The sequence below is a fragment of the Nocardia sputi genome (assembly GCF_023501985.1).
This window is the reverse complement of record NZ_JAMFLC010000040.1, coordinates 14,188-27,712: the sequence shown is the minus strand read 5'-3', so window position 1 is coordinate 27,712 and position 13,525 is coordinate 14,188. Positions and strand designations below refer to the sequence as shown.

Below are 13,525 nucleotides of genomic sequence, written 5' to 3'. Positions count from 1 at the left end.
CCCGCCCGAGCACCCCGATCGGGTCCACCGGCCGCTGAACGCCGCTGGACCGGTCGCGTCAGACGATCATCGTCGCGCCGAGCGCCCAGCGGCACGCACCACGGCGGCCAATGATGCCGCCAGTACGGAATCGCTCCGGCCGCAGGACCATCCGGTGTGTTCGCCGCTGCGATATTCCAGATAGGTGATCGCGGCGCTGTCGTTGCCTCGCTCGATCGACTGCTGGGTCAGGCCGAGCACTTCGATGGGGTATCCGGCTGCGGCCAGCGCTTCGGTCAGCACCGCGACAGGACCGCCGCCGCGGCGGCGTATATGGTGGGCGACCCCGTCGACGGTCAGCGTCATCTCGGTGAGCGCCTCCGCACCATCGCCGCTGGTGCGCCACTCCTTCAAGTCCAGCCACGACTGGTCCTCGCAGTAGATCGCCTCGAACAGCTCGAGCAGTTCGGCGGCGGTGATCTCGACCCCCGTGTCGTCGGCGAGCCCCTGGACGTGTCCGGCGAAATCGATCTGCAAGCGCCGCGGCAGGTCCATGCCGTACTCGGTGTGCAGCAGATAGGCGATGCCGCCCTTGCCGGATTGGGAGTTGACCCGGATCACCCCGTCGTAGCCGCGGCCGAGGTCGGTGGGGTCGATCGGCAGATACGGCACGTGCCAGTCGAGTTCCCGCTCCTCGATGCCCGTCGCGGCGGCGCGGGCGCGATGCTCTGCCATTCCCTTCTTGATGGCGTCTTGATGGGTGCCGGAGAACGCGGTGTGCACCAGGTCGCCGACGTACGGGTGACGTTCGTGAATCGGCATGCGCGTGCAGTATTCGACGGTGCGGCGGATCTCGTCGATGTCGGAGAAGTCGATCATCGGGTCCACACCTTGGGCATGCAGGTTCAGCGCCAGCGTGGCGATGTCGACGTTGCCGGTGCGTTCACCGTTGCCGAAGACGCAGCCCTCGACGCGTTGCGCGCCCGCGAGCACCGCCAGCTCGGCGCACGCGATGCCGGTGCCGCGATCGTTGTGCGGGTGCACCGACAGGATCACGCTGTCGCGGCGGGCCAGATTGCGGTGCATGTATTCGATCTGATCGGCATAGACGTTCGGGGTGGCGACCTCGACGGTGGCAGGCAGGTTCAAGATGACCGGCCGCCGCACGGTGGCGTCCCACAACGTGGTCATCCGGTCGCAGATGTCGAGCACGTAATCGGGCTCGGTCAGATTGAACACCTCGGGTGAGAACTCGAATCGCACGTTCGGCAGGTCCCCGGCGCCGGCCAGCACGGCACGGCCGCCGTCGAGGATCAGCTCGCGCAGCGCCGCGCGGTCCTTGCCGAGCACGATGTCGCGCCAAGCGGGAGCCGTGGCGGTGTACATGTGGATCACGACGTCGTTGGGTATGCCCCGGATGGAGGCCACGGTGCTCGCGATGAGATCGCGACGCGCCGGGGTGAAGACGACGATCGTCACGTCCTCGGGTGCGAGATCGTCCTCGGCGATGAGCCGGACGAAGTCGAAGTCGGTTTGGGAGGCCGAGGGATAGCCCACCTCGATCTCCTTGTAACCCATGGCGATCATGAGTTCGAAGAAGCGCCGCTTGCGCGCCGGGTCCATCGGCTCGGCGAGGGCTTGGTTGCCGTCGCGCAAGTCGACCGGCACCCACAGGGGCGCCCGGGTGATCCTGGCGTCGGGCCAATGCCTCTGCGTGAGCGGCACTTCCACGCGCTGGTAGATGTCACGGTAGCGATGCGAGGGCATTTGGGAATGCCGCTGACGATTCCACGCCGGAGCCTGATCCGGTACGTCGCCCACGGGTGTGTCGATGCTGGGGAATGCGGTGGTCATGGGTCTGCTTCCTGGCCGTTGCGGCCGTCACGACGAAGTGACCGGCCACGACGAAGCCCCACGGCGGGGGGCCGGTCGTTCAGGCCCCGCCGTGGCGGCTAAGCAGGAGCATGGTGCGCATGATGGCAGACTGTAACACGACTCCTCAGACAAGTAGAGAGGTCCTGGTCCTGATGATCTCGCAGGTACGGCGCCATCCCCTGGCCGCCCAGGCGGCCGAGTTGCTGCTCACCCGGATCCGGGCGGGCGAATGGCCGCTTGGTCACCGCCTGCCGGGCGAGACGACACTGGCCGCGCAGCTGGGGGTCGGACGCTCGACGCTGCGCGAGGCGATCCGCGAGCTGGCGGGCAAGGGCGTGCTGGACAGCCGCCAAGGCGCGGGCGTCTTCGTGACCGCACTGGACGTGCCCGAGGAGTGGGACGCCGTGCTGCGCCGCGCCACCATCGCCTCGGTGATCGAGGCGCGCATCGCCATCGAGGCCGAGGCCGCCGCACTGGCCGCGCGGCGGCGGACTCCCGCCGACCTGCGGGCGATCCGCCGGGCACTGGCCGCGCGTGCGGCGCACGGGGAGTCGGCGCCCGAGCACGTCGACGCCGATATGGCATTTCACCGGGCCGTCATCGTCGCCGCTCACAACGACGTGCTCACCCAGCTGTTCGACAGCTTTCTGCCCCGGCTGCGGCTGGCGATGATCGACATGCTGAAGATCCACCCGGTGCCGTCGGAGTCCGCGGACCACGCCGCGCACGAGCGGCTGGCCGACGCGATCGCCGCCCGCGACCCCGCCGCCGCGGCCGAGCACAGCCGCGCGCACCTGACCACCCTGAGAGAGGCTTTCGCGTGACCACTCCGGTGCTCGAACTGTCCGACGTGACCTTCCGCCGCGACGGCAAGAAGATCATCAATGGGATCTCGCTGACGGTGCGCGCCGGCGAACGCTGGGCGCTGCTGGGTCCCAACGGCGCGGGAAAGAGCACGTTGCTCGGCTTCTGCGGTGCGGTGACCTTCCCGACCTCGGGGTCGGTCCGCGTGCTCGGGGCGGAACTCGGCCGCGTCGAATTGCAGCGGCTGCGCCGCGACATCGGCCAGGTCGACCCCCGCCATCCGCTGCGCTCTCCGCTGACCATTCGCGAGGTGGTGCTGACCGGCCTGACCGCGACGATCGACACCCCGATGCGCTGGGCGCCGACGGCCGACCAGCTCGACCGAGCCGACGCGATCATCGACACCGTCGGTTTGACGGGAAAGGCGGACGAGGTCTGGCCCACGCTGAGCCAAGGTGAACGCGGCCGCACGCTCATCGCTCGCGCGCTGATCGCGCAACCCCGGCTGCTGCTGTTCGACGAGCCGTCCACCGGTTTGGACGTGGCCGCGCGCGAGCAACTGCTGGACACCCTCGACACACTGGACCGCACCCATCCCGACGTCGCCTCCATCCTGGTCACCCACCATTTGGAGGAACTTCCCAGCACGACTACCCACGCGCTGCTCATCGCCGACGGCCACACCGTCGCGGCAGGCCCGGCGCCGGAGACGATCACCACCGAGAACGTCAGCGCCGCGTTCGCGCACCCGGTCGAGGTCCGCTACGACGAGGGCCGCTGGACCGCACGCGCGGCGCGCAGAACCACCGCGTGGCCCTCGCATGTCGATTCGGACGGTGCTCGTTCGATGCAGTGATGTGAGGATCGACCGATCCTGACGACACATCGACCGAGGATGCCCAGATGCGATACATGATGCTCATCCACGTGGACCCCGCCACCGCGCCGCAGCCGGACGAGGCACTGTTCGAGCAGGTCGGAAAGGTGATCGAGGAGATGACCAAGGCGGGTGTGCTGCTGGACACCAACGGCCTGCGCCCGATCACCGAGGCCACCAAGGTCAGGCAGTCCGGTGGCAGGCAGACCGTGCTGGACGGCCCCTTCACCGAATCCAAGGAGGTAGTCGGCGGATACTCCCTTCTGCAGGTCAAGTCGAAGGAGGAGGCGGTGGAATGGACCTCGCGTTTCCTCGGTGCGCACGGCCCGCAATGGGACATCGAGGTCGAGTTGCGGCGCATCGACGAGCCCGCCTGATCGAGTCCGGCGGATGAGCGGGCAGCGGTCAGCGGAGTCGGCGCGACGCGCCGTCGAGGCGGTGACCCGGATGGAGTGGCCCCGATTGGTCGCCGGGCTCACTCGAATGGTCGGCGACCTGGGCGCTGCCGAAGAGCTGGCGCAGGATGCCTTGGTCGCGGCACTGGAGCAGTGGCCGAGCGCGGGCGTGCCGCCGAATCCGGGCGGCTGGCTCATGCTCACCGCCAAGCACCGGGCGATCGATCTGGTGCGCCGCAACCGGACCCTCGCCCGCAAGCTGGAGCTGCTCGGTCGCGATATCGTGACCGAGCAGCCGCCGCCATCCGGCGCGGACCATCACCCGGTGGAGGACGACCTGCTGCGGATGATGTTCACCGCCTGCCATCCGGCGCTACCCGAGCCGGCCCGGGTGGCGCTGACGCTGCGGCTGCTCGGTGGGCTGACCACCGGAGAGATCGCCAGGGCGTTCCTCGTGCCGGAATCGACGGTGGCGCAACGAATCGTGCGCGCGAAACGCACCATCGCCGACAAGCGGATTCCCTACGAGGTCCCGGGCGAGCCGGAGCTGGGTGAACGGTTGGCCTCGGTGCTGGCGGTGGTCTATCTCGTCTTCAACGAGGGTATGCCGCGACGGCGGGCGAGGACTGGATGCGGGTGGAGCTGTGCCAGGACGCGTTGCGTCTGGCCCGCATGCTCGCCGAGTTGTTGCCCGCCGAGCCGGAAACGCACGGTCTGGCAGCGCTATTGGAGCTGCAGGCTTCCCGCCTGCCCGCGCGCACCGGCCCCACCGAGGTCATCGTCCTGCTCGACGAGCAGGACCGCTCCCGCTGGGATCGTCTGCTGATCCGGCGCGGACTGGCCGCCCTCGGACGGGCGAACAGTTCGGCGCGCGAGCGCAGGCGGCCGCCGGGCCGGTACGCCCTGCAAGCCGCGATCGCCGCGGTGCATGCGATGGCCGCGACGCCGGAAGAGACCGATTGGCGGCGCATCGCCGGATTGTATGCCATTCTCGCACAACGCTTTCCCTCTCCTGTCATCGAGCTCAACCGCGCCGTGGCGGTGAGCCGGATACACGGCCCCGCAGCGGGGTTGGAGCTGGTGGACGCACTCACCGCTACGGGCGCCCTGGACAACTATCACCTTCGCTACGCCGTGCGCGGTGATCTGCTCGCCCGGCTGGGCCGGTACGCCCAGGCACGCACCGAATTCGGCTCGCGCGGCCGAACTCACCGGCAACGCCTCCGAGCGAGCCCTTCTGCTCCACCGTGCTTCGGCGTGCGCGGAGGCCGACTAGCCGCACCACGGTGGTAACGCCGTTGTAATCGCCACACCGCAAACGCGTGTGAGCATGCAACGAAATCGACTACCACCGAAGGGAATACGGTTACGTGTGGCAGCTGTATCGAGCAGTACTCCGCACCGGCGACCACCGCCTGCTCGGCTATGTGGACGTCGGCGCCAGGCTGATGGAACACGCCAGGATCGGCAACCACCTCGTTCAAGGGATCGAACGACTGCTCTGGCAGCCCACCAGGGTCGTTTGGGCGGGACGGGAAGCGCCACGGCGCGGGCAGGACAACGAAAACACTTACCGGACAGCAAGTTCCGTTGCGGCGCTGGTGCCACCGGAACACGGCGCGGTCGGCCGCTACCTGCTCAATCACGACCTTCGGATCTTCATGGACAAAGCCACGGTGCTGGAGAACCAGGCCCGCCACCGCATCCACCCGCTTCCCTTGCTCACCGCCGAACCCGCGCCGGAGCAATGCCACACCTCCGGCGACCACACCCTCCTCGGCGCTTGGGCGGACGCTCTGATCTCGGTGCGCGACACCGTGCCGGAAGGTTTCGAGCAGCGGAAGTTCGACCTGGTGGAACGTCGCCGCTGAGCGCGAGGTTCTGTCGTCGGATCATCCCTCGCGCTCGAATCGACATCGGCGCGGCTGCGCACCGAGTCACAGCTGGACGCGGGCGCCGGCTGCCAGTGTGTCGCCGGGCATCGCGATGACTCGATGCCGACGTGGCGCGTCAACGTTGCGGTGGCTCGGGGGAGGCCGCCGAACCGGTGCGGTGTTCGGCTTCGGCGAGTTCCTTCAGCGTCAGCAGTTGCTTGCGCATCATGAGCACGTCACCGAGGGCCAGCGCCGCCGCGAGCAGTTTCGGCCCGCCGAAGCGTATCCGCACCACGAGCCGGGTTCCCCCACCTTCGGGACGCACCGCGTAGGTGACGCATATCTTGTCCGCGACCAGGGTGATGTGTCTGCCCAGGACGAAGGAGACCAGCTCGAACTGGGACATGAACCGTTGGCCCACTTCCAGTTCGGTGAGCATCGGGTCGCGCAGGCGCGGACTGCGTCTGCCGAAGTTGTCCAGCAGGTCGTAGCTGTACGGACCGACGCGCAACTGGCACAGCCAGGCGTAGACGAGGGTGGGCGGCGCGTCGATGCTGATCGCCCGGTCGGCCTGAACCCCGCCGGACTGCCGGTCGTCGCACGGCAGGGGCGCTTCGCGCTCGGCCTCGGTGGCGCCCCACACCGTTCCCGGGATCATGCCGCCGCCGCGATTCGGCGCAGCATCTGCCGCACCACCACCCGGTGGCATCCGGTCCCGATGACCAGCGCGCGGTAGATCCGGCCGTGCAGGCCGGGGAAGTCCCCGTAGCTGCGGGCGCGAACGCGGGTGCGGCTGGGTCCTTCCTCGTCCAGTTCGAAGATCAGCGCGTATTTCGAGAACCAGTGTTGCCCGCGCAGCGCCAACCGGCGCGGTTCCTCGGCGGAATCCAGCACGAAGCCGGTCGGCGCCGCGGCGGGATCGTGCGGGTCTTTACACACCACTTTCACCACCGCCTTCCACGCCCGATCACGATTCGCCTCGACCGATCTGGCATGCTCATCTATATAGGACAAACGCTCCATATAGAAGGAACGTACTAGTACATGGCCCCACCCCGCAAGCACGACACCGACGTGATCCTCGACGCAGCGCGCACCCTGGCGCTGGCCGAGGGACCGCGCGCGACCAGCGTGTCGGCCATCGCCGAGGCCAGCGGCGCGCCGGTCGGCACCCTGTATCACCGGTTCGGCAACCGCAACGGCGTGCTCACCGCGGCGTGGTTGCGCGCGCTGCGCCGCTTTCAGGACGGCACCCTCGCCGTGGCGGACGAACCGGACCCGGTCGAGGCCGGTGTCGCGATGGCGCGGGCGGCCTTGCGGTTCGGGCGCGAACTACCCGAGGACGCCAAGCTCCTGCTCGAGCTGCGTCCCAGCGATCTCCTCGACGGCGGACCGGACGCCGAGTTCCGCGCCACGCTGGCCACGATGAACGCCCCGTTGATCGAGCATCTGCGCCGCATCGCCGCCGCGCTGTTCGGCCGCGACGGTGACCGCGAGCTCGACGCGATCTCCCGGGCGGTCGTCGATCTCCCCTATGCGGCGCTGCGCCGCCACGCCCACGCTCCGTCACTGCCCGGCTGGCTGGAGGACGACCTGACCGCCGCCGTCCGGACCCTGCTGATCTCCTACCGTCCTTGACCTGCGCGGGTGCCCGGTCCGCGGATCAGCCGGTGATCAGCGCGGGGGTGAGTTCGTCGAGCGAGGAGATGACTCGGGAGGCCAGTCCCAGCGCGTCGGAAGCGGGCGGATACTCCGGGCGCGGCGCGGCGATGACTCGCATACCCGCCGCATGGGCCGAGCGCAGGCCGTTGCTGGAATCCTCCACTGCCACACAGTCGGTCGGCCGTTGACGCAGGAACGTCGCGACCGTCGAGTAGACGTCCGGAGCGGGCTTGCCGCGGTCGACCTCCTCGGTGGAGAAGGTGACGGTGAAATACTCGATCAGGCCGGTCCGGCCGAGCACGGTGTCGATCAGGGCGCGCGGCGACGAACTGGCCAGCCCGAGCGGCCAGTGCTCGCTGATCCGCTGTACGGCCTCGACGGCCCCGGCCAGCAACGGCACGCCGTCGTCATAGCGCTCGGCCATCCGCTCGATCACTTCCCGCGCCACGATCTCCGGCGGCTCGCCGACGCCGAGGTCGCCGCTCAGATAGGCCGACCACTCACCGGTGCTCATCCCCATCAGCCGCTGCTGGGTGTCGGGCAGCCACCGGCCGCCCTTCTCCGCGACATAGCCGCGCCGCACCAGTTCCCAGACCGGCTCGGAGTCGATCAGTACGCCGTCCATGTCGAAGACGACCGCGGTGATACCCATGCACACAGAGCCTTTCGCCAGCCGGAGCGGTCAGAGGTCGATCGCGGCCGAGTCGCACTGCCCACCCGCCCGAATCGTGCCGGTACCACCCGCGAAAACGCGATACCCGGCCGCGCATCAGCCTAGGCGGTGCGCGCGTGCGGCGACGCACGCGGCACCCGCCCGGCGAGCATTCCCCGGGCAACCGATAACTTGTTCTTATGAACGAACCGCAGGCCGGCGACTCGCTGCCGAGCAAGGAACACCACGAGGGCGGGTTCCGGCCGATGACCGAGCTGATCGCCGCGCACGAAGCCGCCAAGGACGACATCTCCCGCGGCGGGCCGCACTACGGACAGTTCATCGAGCAGGTGCGCGGCCTGATGGACCGGGTCCGGCTGACCTCCCCCTCCGACGAACTGGCGGTGGAGGCCATCGGCATCCTCAAAGAGCTCAACGACAAGCTCGACGCGGCCGTGGTGGACGAGTGGTCGACGCCCAACTGGACCCGCTTCGACCTGCCCGCCCGCGGCAACATCACGCTGCCGCCGTTCGTCATCGACCACGTCGACCGGCAGGGCGTCGACGCGCGCCTCACCTTCCGCACCTTCCACCTCGGCGGCAACAGCGCCGCCCACGGCGGCCAGATCGCCATCGCCTTCGACGACCTGCTCGGCATGGCGGCCGCGGTGCACTCCGGCTCGGTCACCAGAACCGCCTCGCTCACCGTCGACTACCGCTCGATCACCCCGTTGAACACCGAGCTGAAGGTGCGCGCGTGGGCCGAGCGGCAGGAGGGTCGCAAAGTCTACGTGCGGGCCACCCTGCACAACGGCGACCGGCTGTGCGCGGAGGCGAACGGCTTGTTCATCGTGCTCGAGCCCGGACAGCCCTGACGCGCCACGGCACGACGCGCGGTCGCGGACCGGGATCGTCGGCTTCCTGGCCGCCCATGTTCCGTCCGTGTCACTCACGCATGGTGAAGCGACCCGGTCACCGGTCGACACGCGCAGACCTACGCGCTGACGCGACTACCCGCCCGCAGCGGCCGGACCATCGCCGAGAGTAATTGCGGCCCAGGTCTTCCCCCGAGCGTTGGCGATGGACTCCCGCCCCACGAGCGCGGTCGCGAATGGCGCACCGTGCACCAATGCATGAATTGCCCTGTCCCAGCCGGAAATCCGGATCGATCGAAAGAGTGCAGGTAGAGGCAAGGCGCACGACCCCGGAGTCGCCGCGTGTGCATTCATTGCAAATACGCGTGAAATGCATGCGCGGCAAGCTCGTTCAGCGCGCGCCGGTCGTGCCGGAGGACCGGCGGGCGCCGAGTGATCACCGCCCGGGGAAATGCGCTTCCCGGTACGCGGCGAACCGCGCGTCCACCTGCTCGGCGGTCAGCCCGAAGTCGCCGAGGGTGTAGCGGTGCGCCGGACGCGCCGCGCCCGTGGTGCTCTGCGCGTGCAGCGCGGTCATCGCGGCGCTCGCCTCCTCGGTCAGCGGTAGCTCGAAGCGCCGGTAGATCGACTCGACGGTGCCGATCGGGTCGGCGACGAACTCGTCGTAGTCGACGTCGCAGAACTGCCCCGCGGCGAAGCGCTCGCGGTCGGCGAGGAATCGCTCCGCGCCCCGCGCCCACAGATCCAGTTGTGCCGTGCCCACCACCGGACCACGGAATTTCTCCGACCAGCCCGCCGACGCCTGCTCGTTCAAGCTGCACACCGACGCGATGATGGTGCGCGGATCGCGGTGCATCTGGATGACCAGCGCGTCCGGATAGACCTCGAAGATGGCGTCCAGCGCGAACAGGTGGCTCGGGTTCTTCAGCACCCACCGTTTGCCCGCGTCCGGCAAGCCGATCAGCTGGAGGTTGCGCCGGTGCCTGCGGTAGGCGGGCGTCCAATCCCGGTCGCGCAACCACTCGGAGTAGGTGGGCAGGTAGGCCAGGCACTCGTAGGACACCGACATGGCCGATTGCCGCAACAGCTGCCAGCACTCCTCGACCTGGTCGGCCGAAATGTGATGGACGCCCATGAATTCCGGGTGTTCGACGTGGTGCTTGTCGTAGGCGGCCGCCAGGCGCTGGTACACCGGGTCACTCGCCCACGTCTCCCGCGGCGGGCGCGGTTGCGGCATCTCGGTCAGCCACATCTCCAGCCCTTGGTGCGCGGGGTCGGCGTTGAGCAGACGGTGCACCGCCGTCGTGCCCGAGCGCGGCAGACCGGTCACGAAGATCGGCCGTTCGATCGCCACGTCGGCGTGCTGCGGGTGCTGCCGCCAGGCCGCCTCGCTGAGCAGGCGGGCGATCAGGGCGCCGCGCAGGAAGGCGCGGTTGACCTTGTTGCCGAACGGGGTGAGTGCGGCGTCCTTCGCGTACGACTCGAGCAGCACCTCGAGCCCCTCGCGATAGTCATCGGTCCCGAAGTCGTCCAGCCCGACCACCTTGGTCGCGGAAGCATGCAGGTCATCGACGGTGCCGACGTCGTCCCTACCGATCACGGTCATCTCCTAGTGGTGGTATTCGCCGGCGTTGACGTCCAGGCACGCGCCGGTGATCGCGCGGGCCATGTCGGACGCAAAGAACACGACAGCGTCGGCGATCTCGTCGGGTTCGGGGAGCTTGCGCAGGTCGGTGGTCTTCGCGGTCTCGTCGTAGACCTCCTCTGGGGTGATCCCCCGCTGCTGCGCCAGGTAGTTGAAGTACCACTTCAGGTTGTCGGCCCAGATATAGCCGGGCGCGACGGAATTCACCCGGATACCTTTCGGCCCGAGTTCGGTGGCCAGGCTCTGCGCCAGCGCGAGCAGGCTGGCCTTCGCCATCTTGTACGGCCCGAAGGTCCGCCGCGAGTGGCGCAGCACAGCCGAGTTGATCATCACGACCGAACCCTTGGTCTCGGTGAGGGCGGGCACGAACAGCCTGGTCAGGCGCAATGCGGCCAGCACGTTCGTCTCGAAGCCCGCCCGCACCTGGTCCAAGTCGACATCGGCGAGATCGACGATGGGCGGGATGGCGAACGCGTTGTTCACCAGCGTGTCCACCTTGCCGAACGCGCTGCGCGCGGTCTCCACCAGATCGGCCGCGGCGGCCTCGTCGTTGATGTCGGTGGGCGCGACCACCGCGCGCCTGCCCAGTGCGGTGATCTCCGCGGCCACCTCGGTCAGCCGCGACTCGGTCCGGGAGGCCAGCACCACGTCCGCGCCCGCTTTCGCGCTCTGCACGGCGATCGCGCGCCCCAATCCCGGCCCTACGCCGGAGACGACGACCACTTTGTCCCGCAACAGCATCAGCCGAGCATCCTTTCCGCGACGGCGACTTGCCGCGCCGCGATCCGCGTACGCCACTGCTCCGGCGTGACCCGGGCCTGCTCGTAGAAGGGCAGGCGATTCGGCAGATCGGCGACCGAGACCAGCTCCACGGTGGGCCCGTCGTCCGGTTTCATCTCCCTCGACAGCCGCTGCCAGCGGAATTGCAGATAACCCCTGGCGTGCCCGGTGCGCTCGATCCAGTTGGCCAGACCGGGATCGCGCTCGCTGACCACCAGCCGGATCATCCCGTCCGGGTCCACGTGCGCCTGGTCGGCGGTGAGGCTGGTCTGGTGGTTGATGTAGTCCAGCGACAGGTACCACATGCTGCCGAGCTGGAAGCCCTGGTAGGGCGCGTCGGACTTCGGCACCGTGATGATCATGGCCTGGTCGTCGTCCAGGTCGTAGTGACCCACCGAGGAGAACTGTGTGCTGAGCCCGCCCGGCGTCGGCCTCGGCTCGGTCAGCGTGTTCACCGGCAGGTTCAGGTAGAACCACTCCGGGAAGGCGAGGAAGGTCTTCAGCCGCGACACCAGCATCTTGCCCGCGACGCCGTACCGCTTGGTCAGCACGTCCTTGGTCAGCGGCGGCGGCGCGTCACCGATGCGGTCGACCCGCTGGATGCGGATCGTGCCCGCCTTCTCGGTGGCCCAATCGCTGTGGACCTCGCGCACCACCAGCATCGCCGCGTCGGCGCCGAGATGAACGTATCCCGGGCCCGCTTCGCCCGGTCCGAAGCGGAGCTCGTAGCTGCCGTCAGGGCGGATGTCGAGCTCGCGGTCGTCGAAGGCGGTGAGGCTGTCGGGCACGTCCACCGGCGAGTAGTTGCCGTTGAGCACCTGGAAGCTCAGGTCGCGGGTGGTGCCGCGGGTTCCGGTCACCACGTAATCCGCGTCCGGCCGCAGATAGGCGTGGAAATAGAGGGTGTCGGGGTTGTCCAATCCCATCTTGGTGTAGGGCCCGGTGGACATCACGAAGAACGGGAAGTCCAGCTCGTATGCCCAGGCCATCTGCAACGACGCGCGGATGCTGCCCGCCAGGTAGTCGTAGCCCTCGACGAGGTCCTGTTCGGTGCGGATGTGCGCGGCTCCGGTGATGATCTGCTCGGCGGCGGCGATGGCGTCCGCGAACGGCTGTGTCAGCAAGAGGCTCTCTCCGGTGTTCCATATATGTACCGCTCTGGTACATTTCGATCAAGGCAAGATTAGAACGTGTTCTAGGAGTGGTCAATGGTCGGCCGTCGGTCCGCACCCACCGCGCGGGTGGTTCAGGTCCTCGATTTCTTCGTCGAGCAGCGCGGGAAACGCTTCGGGCTCTCCGAGCTCGCCCGCGAACTCGACTTGGCCAAACCGACCTGCCTGGGCATCCTGACCGAACTCACCGCGGGCGGCTACCTGACGCGCGACGCCGATACCCGCACCTACGGGCTCGGACCGGCGCTGATCGCGGCCGGACGGGCGGCGCAGGACAGCTTCGCCATCTCCGCGCTCGCGCGCGTCGAGCTGGAGAAACTGTCCGCGCGGTACCACACGACCTGCACGGCGTCGGCGGTGGTCGGCGAGCAGATCATGGTGCTGGAGAGCACCGGTCCCGGCCTGGTGAAGGTGGGCGCGGCCTACCATTTCGCGCCACCGGTCGGCCTGATGTACGTGCTCTGGGACATCGACGCGGCCTTCGACGCCTGGCTGGCCAAGCCGTCGGCGGTGCCGTTGCGACAGGACGAGGCGCGCCTGCGCCAGGTCGTCGCCGAGTGCCGCGAGCGCGGGTTCCTCGTGGAGAGCATGACCACGGCCGGACGGCGGCTGTACTCGCTGCTGGCCGGGGTCGCCGACCGCGATCTGCCGCCCGAGCTGCGCGAACTGGTCGGCGAGCTGGTGACGAGCCTCGGCGAGCGGGTGTATCTGGGCGCGGATCTGCGCCCCCGCAAGGAGCACGCGGTGAGCCTGCTGGCGGCCCCGACCTACGACGGCGACGGCAGGCAGAACATGGTGCTCACGATGTACGTCGGCCGGTCGGTCACCGGGGCCGAGATCGCCAGGCGAGGCGCCGCGCTGGTGGCCGCCGCCGACGCGGTGACGGCGAACTCGGGCGGGCACAAGCCGGGCTCAAGCCATTGACCAAAGACCGA

14 protein-coding genes and 1 pseudogene are annotated in these 13,525 nt (G+C 68.8%); 8 read left to right on the top strand and 7 right to left on the bottom strand.

Annotated elements, in window-relative coordinates; genetic code table 11:
• Nucleotides 1-66: 66 nt before the first annotated feature.
• On the bottom strand, nt 67-1,746 hold the full coding sequence (locus M8859_RS34645; protein ID WP_249645527.1) for a 2-isopropylmalate synthase: 1,680 nt from the start codon (nt 1,744-1,746) through the stop codon (nt 67-69).
• Between the two features lie 260 nt (nt 1,747-2,006).
• Between M8859_RS34645 and M8859_RS34640 the strand changes: the two genes are divergently transcribed.
• From M8859_RS34640 to M8859_RS34620, 5 genes and pseudogenes are all read left to right on the top strand, one after another.
• Nucleotides 2,007-2,678: a FadR/GntR family transcriptional regulator gene (locus tag M8859_RS34640; RefSeq protein ID WP_195140378.1), complete on the top strand. Its 672-nt coding sequence runs from the start codon at nt 2,007-2,009 to the stop codon at nt 2,676-2,678.
• Nucleotides 2,675-3,514 carry an ABC transporter ATP-binding protein gene (locus tag M8859_RS34635; protein WP_159930429.1) on the top strand — a complete coding sequence of 280 codons (840 nt, stop codon included), beginning with the start codon at nt 2,675-2,677 and terminating at the stop codon, nt 3,512-3,514. The genes M8859_RS34640 and M8859_RS34635 overlap by 4 nt, the downstream gene beginning before the upstream one ends.
• Nucleotides 3,515-3,561: 47 nt before the next feature.
• Nucleotides 3,562-3,912, top strand: a complete 351-nt coding sequence (locus M8859_RS34630; protein ID WP_159930428.1) for a YciI family protein — start codon at nt 3,562-3,564, stop codon at nt 3,910-3,912.
• A 13-nt stretch (nt 3,913-3,925) separates the two neighbouring features.
• A pseudogene (locus M8859_RS34625) lies at nt 3,926-5,206 on the top strand (RNA polymerase sigma factor).
• Between the two features lie 94 nt (nt 5,207-5,300).
• Complete coding sequence (locus tag M8859_RS34620) at nt 5,301-5,801, top strand: hypothetical protein (protein ID WP_159930426.1); 501 nt, start codon at nt 5,301-5,303, stop codon at nt 5,799-5,801.
• A 139-nt stretch (nt 5,802-5,940) separates the two neighbouring features.
• On the opposite strand, the gene M8859_RS34615 is transcribed toward M8859_RS34620, so the two are convergent.
• Both M8859_RS34615 and M8859_RS34610 read right to left on the bottom strand, forming a co-directional pair.
• A complete protein-coding gene (locus M8859_RS34615; RefSeq protein ID WP_249645522.1) occupies nt 5,941-6,462 on the bottom strand; it encodes an SRPBCC family protein in 522 nt (173 codons plus the stop codon).
• The gene (locus M8859_RS34610) at nt 6,459-6,827 is read right to left on the bottom strand and encodes a hypothetical protein (protein WP_159930424.1); all 369 of its coding nucleotides are present in this window, start codon (nt 6,825-6,827) and stop codon (nt 6,459-6,461) included. Before M8859_RS34610 ends, M8859_RS34615 begins: the two co-directional genes overlap by 4 nt.
• A 21-nt stretch (nt 6,828-6,848) precedes the next feature.
• Between M8859_RS34610 and M8859_RS34605 the strand changes: the two genes are divergently transcribed.
• Nucleotides 6,849-7,442 (top strand): TetR/AcrR family transcriptional regulator, encoded by a 594-nt coding sequence (locus M8859_RS34605; RefSeq protein WP_159930423.1) that lies wholly within the window; start codon nt 6,849-6,851, stop codon nt 7,440-7,442.
• A gap of 25 nt (nt 7,443-7,467) precedes the next feature.
• On the opposite strand, the gene M8859_RS34600 is transcribed toward M8859_RS34605, so the two are convergent.
• Nucleotides 7,468-8,118 carry an HAD family hydrolase gene (locus tag M8859_RS34600; RefSeq protein WP_159930422.1) on the bottom strand — a complete coding sequence of 217 codons (651 nt, stop codon included), beginning with the start codon at nt 8,116-8,118 and terminating at the stop codon, nt 7,468-7,470.
• Nucleotides 8,119-8,318: 200 nt separating this feature from the next.
• Here M8859_RS34600 and M8859_RS34595 point away from each other — a divergent pair, with 200 nt between their 5' ends.
• Nucleotides 8,319-8,993, top strand: coding sequence for a PaaI family thioesterase (locus tag M8859_RS34595; protein WP_159930421.1), 675 nt, complete (start codon nt 8,319-8,321; stop codon nt 8,991-8,993).
• A 436-nt stretch (nt 8,994-9,429) separates the two neighbouring features.
• Here M8859_RS34595 and M8859_RS34590 read toward each other — a convergent pair whose 3' ends face one another.
• The 3 genes from M8859_RS34590 to M8859_RS34580 are packed head-to-tail and all read right to left on the bottom strand — an operon-like array spanning nt 9,430 to nt 12,542.
• Nucleotides 9,430-10,593 (bottom strand): sulfotransferase family protein, encoded by a 1,164-nt coding sequence (locus tag M8859_RS34590; RefSeq protein WP_321212491.1) that lies wholly within the window; start codon nt 10,591-10,593, stop codon nt 9,430-9,432.
• A gap of 9 nt (nt 10,594-10,602) precedes the next feature.
• Entirely contained in the window at nt 10,603-11,379 is a 777-nt protein-coding gene (locus M8859_RS34585; RefSeq protein ID WP_159930419.1) for an SDR family oxidoreductase, read from the bottom strand.
• The gene (locus M8859_RS34580; protein WP_159930418.1) at nt 11,379-12,542 is read right to left on the bottom strand and encodes a hypothetical protein; all 1,164 of its coding nucleotides are present in this window, start codon (nt 12,540-12,542) and stop codon (nt 11,379-11,381) included. The genes M8859_RS34585 and M8859_RS34580 overlap by 1 nt, the downstream gene beginning before the upstream one ends.
• An 84-nt stretch (nt 12,543-12,626) precedes the next feature.
• On the opposite strand from M8859_RS34580, the gene M8859_RS34575 reads away from it, so the two are divergent.
• Complete coding sequence (locus M8859_RS34575) at nt 12,627-13,514, top strand: helix-turn-helix domain-containing protein (protein WP_159930417.1); 888 nt, start codon at nt 12,627-12,629, stop codon at nt 13,512-13,514.
• Nucleotides 13,515-13,525 lie beyond the last annotated feature (11 nt).